At 28.2% G+C, this 3,079-nt stretch carries 2 protein-coding genes and 1 pseudogene; 1 reads left to right on the plus strand and 2 read right to left on the minus strand.

Annotated elements, in window-relative coordinates; translation table 11 throughout:
- Window positions 1–208: 208 nt before the first annotated feature.
- Window positions 209–1,198 carry a biotin synthase BioB gene (gene bioB / locus HMPREF2586_RS01085; RefSeq protein WP_063489131.1) on the minus strand — a complete coding sequence of 330 codons (990 nt, stop codon included), beginning with the start codon at window positions 1,196–1,198 and terminating at the stop codon, window positions 209–211.
- Between the two features lie 58 nt (window positions 1,199–1,256).
- Window positions 1,257–1,525 (minus strand): annotated as a pseudogene (locus tag HMPREF2586_RS01090) (aminotransferase class III-fold pyridoxal phosphate-dependent enzyme); the annotation flags it as partial.
- A 1,273-nt stretch (window positions 1,526–2,798) separates the two neighbouring features.
- Here HMPREF2586_RS01090 and HMPREF2586_RS01100 point away from each other — a divergent pair.
- Window positions 2,799–3,029, plus strand: coding sequence for a hypothetical protein (locus HMPREF2586_RS01100; RefSeq protein ID WP_069796253.1), 231 nt, complete (start codon window positions 2,799–2,801; stop codon window positions 3,027–3,029).
- Window positions 3,030–3,079 lie beyond the last annotated feature (50 nt).

A 3,079-nucleotide genomic window follows, 5' to 3' on the forward strand; every position in this document is an offset into this window, starting at 1 on the left:
AAAGAGATGTGAAAATATTTTCACATCTCTTTTTTAAGGCTTTAAGAAACGAGTTGAAAACGAGTTTCTTCTTGTATCGCTAATCATTGGAGGCGAAATTAATATCATTTTCCCATCTACAGGTATATCTTTACCATGAATGGATTCAATAGATTTAATCTCTCTATATAAACCTTCTTCTTGTAATTTTTAAAATCACTTTGTAAGGTCATTCTACTTTTTCTTTCAGCTCATTATATCCAGAGTCGATTTCAAATCCCAAATCTTCTATCATCTTATAATCTAATTTATTAGGCTGTCCTCCAGTAATTAAGTAGTCTCCTACAAATATTGAATTTGCTGCCTTTAAGGCCAAAGGTTGTAGTGAACGCAAATTAACTTCTCTACCGCCAGCAATTCTAATTTCTTTAGATGGATTGACAATCCTAAATAGAGATATAAGTCGCAAGCACTTCATGGGTGTCAATTCATCCATTTCTCCAAACTTTGTACCTTTAATAGGATGTAAAAAATTAATAGGAATACTATCTGCATCTATTTCTTTTAAGGCAAAAGCCATATCTATGATATCTTGATTTGATTCTCCCATCCCACAAATCACACCAGAACATGGTGAAATATTGTTTTCTTTCATAATTTCTATAGTATTTGTTCTGTCCTTATAAGTATGGGTAGTCACAACTTCTTCATGATAGTTTTCGCTCGTATTTATATTATGGTTATATCTATCAACGCCAGATGCTTTGAGCTTCTTAGCTTGTTCATCATTAGTTAAACCAAGGCACGCACATATTTTCAGTTGAGGATGGTTTGATTTAATTTCTTCTACTGTTCTACTTATATGATCAATTTCCTTGTTACTAGGTCCTCGGCCGCTCATGACAATGCAATATGTACCTATGTTATTCTCGTGAGCTACTTTGGCTCCGCTAACAATTTGTTCTTCTGGCACTAGAGCGTATCTTTGCTTTTGTTTCATATCTCTAGATTGACCGCAATAACCACAGTTTTCCGGACATATACCACTCTTAGCATTTAAGATCATATTTAATTTTACTTTTTTTCCATAATAATGTTTTCTTAATATATAGGCTTCGTTCAATAAATCTAATGTATCTATATTAGAATTTTCATATATTTTCAATAACCTCTCTTTAGTTAAGGTTTCTCCTTTTAAAATCTTTTCAGCTAAATTCATACTAATCATCCTCATCTAATATATTGTGTAGTGCTTTTTCAAAAATATTAACCATTTTTTAAATTTCTTTATTTAATATGCTTAAAATTAGAGCAAAAGTAACAATAATTTCTAAAGCAATGGAACATACTATTTGGTTACCGGTGTAAGTATAGCTATGTAAAAATGCATTAACACCATGATTATAGCTTGAAAATGTTTTATAAATCTTTTGAGAATTTAAAGTAGCAGCTAAAGGTAAATCCCCCCCCGTAATCGTCTTACCTAGACACATGATATCTAGCGCACCTTTTCATGATTACAAGCAAACATTTCACCACTCTTTCCTATATCTGTATTAGTACTGATAATAAAACTAAGCGTTCTAAATGTAAACTAAAAAAATAAAAATGTTTACATTCGGGGTGAAGCACTCCCATTAAATACAAAAATAAATCTGACATTTATCTAAAAAAGAGAGGCCTTAATTACTAATATTTCAAAAAACTTCCTAGAAACTCTTGAAGTTATCGTCAGACTTCTGGTTTGCATTTAACCCTACGTTTAAATAATGGTATGACCAAGAAGGGAAAATATACTTTATATATACTGTTGATGATTTTAGACAAATTTTAAATTAATGAATAATAATTTACTAACTTAAAGTTAAAAATTGAATTTTCTAAAGGTAGTAAGGTATATCTAATCTTCTTCTTAGCAGTACATTAGATATACGTTTATTTGCTGTAAACAGCTAAATAAAGTTACTCTTACGTTCTTTTGATCACGTATCGTAACATCTTTTAATTAAAAAGATAAACTTGAGTGATTTGGTACGAAAAGAATGAGTCATTATGATAGCGAAAAATCATTTTTATTCTTTTAACTTTTGTACAAATCATTTATTTTTTATGCTGAAAGCAGAATAAAAAATAAGAGCATAAGGAAATACAATGCCACTGACGTGTCAATCAGCATAGCTGATGTATTTTTCTTACCATTTCTTCGTCATTTGCTCTCTATATAAATACTATTATAACAGTATTTATAGCGTATTTATATTAGACAAAAATGCATTAAGTAATTTTTATTCTATAAATTACGAATGGCATTGTTAATGTGAACCCTAATCCTATAGATAAAGCCTATTTAAAGGGCTTCAGAGACCCTTTTATTCTAGTAGAATAAAGAATTTTGAACTTTTATTCTGATAGAATAAGCCATTTTTGAAAAAATGAAATATCAAAAACGAAATTTAAGTAGTTATAGAAAATGAATTTGTGTTATTAATTGATACTTAAAATTTTAAAAAGTTAAAAAGCAATAAAGCAAATCGCAAATTTTTATATGTTAAATTTTATGTTTTTTAAATTTATAAGGAGTTATTTTGGCATAAAAAATTAGAAGTTTATTCATTTTTGATTTTTTAATCTCTTTTTTTTTTAAAATCATTCTTGATATTTGATGATAAGAAATTGTGTTATAATTTACATAGATTGAAGAAAGAGCAAAGACTCCTCCTTCAGCAATCATTAATTTATGATTTCTTTTTCAGACAGGCAATCATTGTTTTCATTTAAAGAGATTGATACCAAACCAATTTGGATTTGGTGTCTTTTTTATGCCAATTATTTTATTTTCTTATACGACCTTACTACCTCAGAATATCAATGTAATTAATTTTACTATTATTTTAATTATCGTCTTAGTATATGTATTTAATTTTGCTATTATTTACCCAAAAATAAAGCTTGAAAGTGGATATATCAATGTTACTCCAACAATGATTTTGAACCATATAAAAGAATTTGAAAAAATACAAGGAAATAGAAAAACAGAAAAGAATACATAATTCAACTTATCGGAAGTACATATGCTTCAAAAGATACAGATGGTATAATA

This window comes from Staphylococcus sp. HMSC034G07 (assembly GCF_001835975.1).
GTDB classification, from domain to species: domain Bacteria; phylum Bacillota; class Bacilli; order Staphylococcales; family Staphylococcaceae; genus Staphylococcus; species Staphylococcus ureilyticus.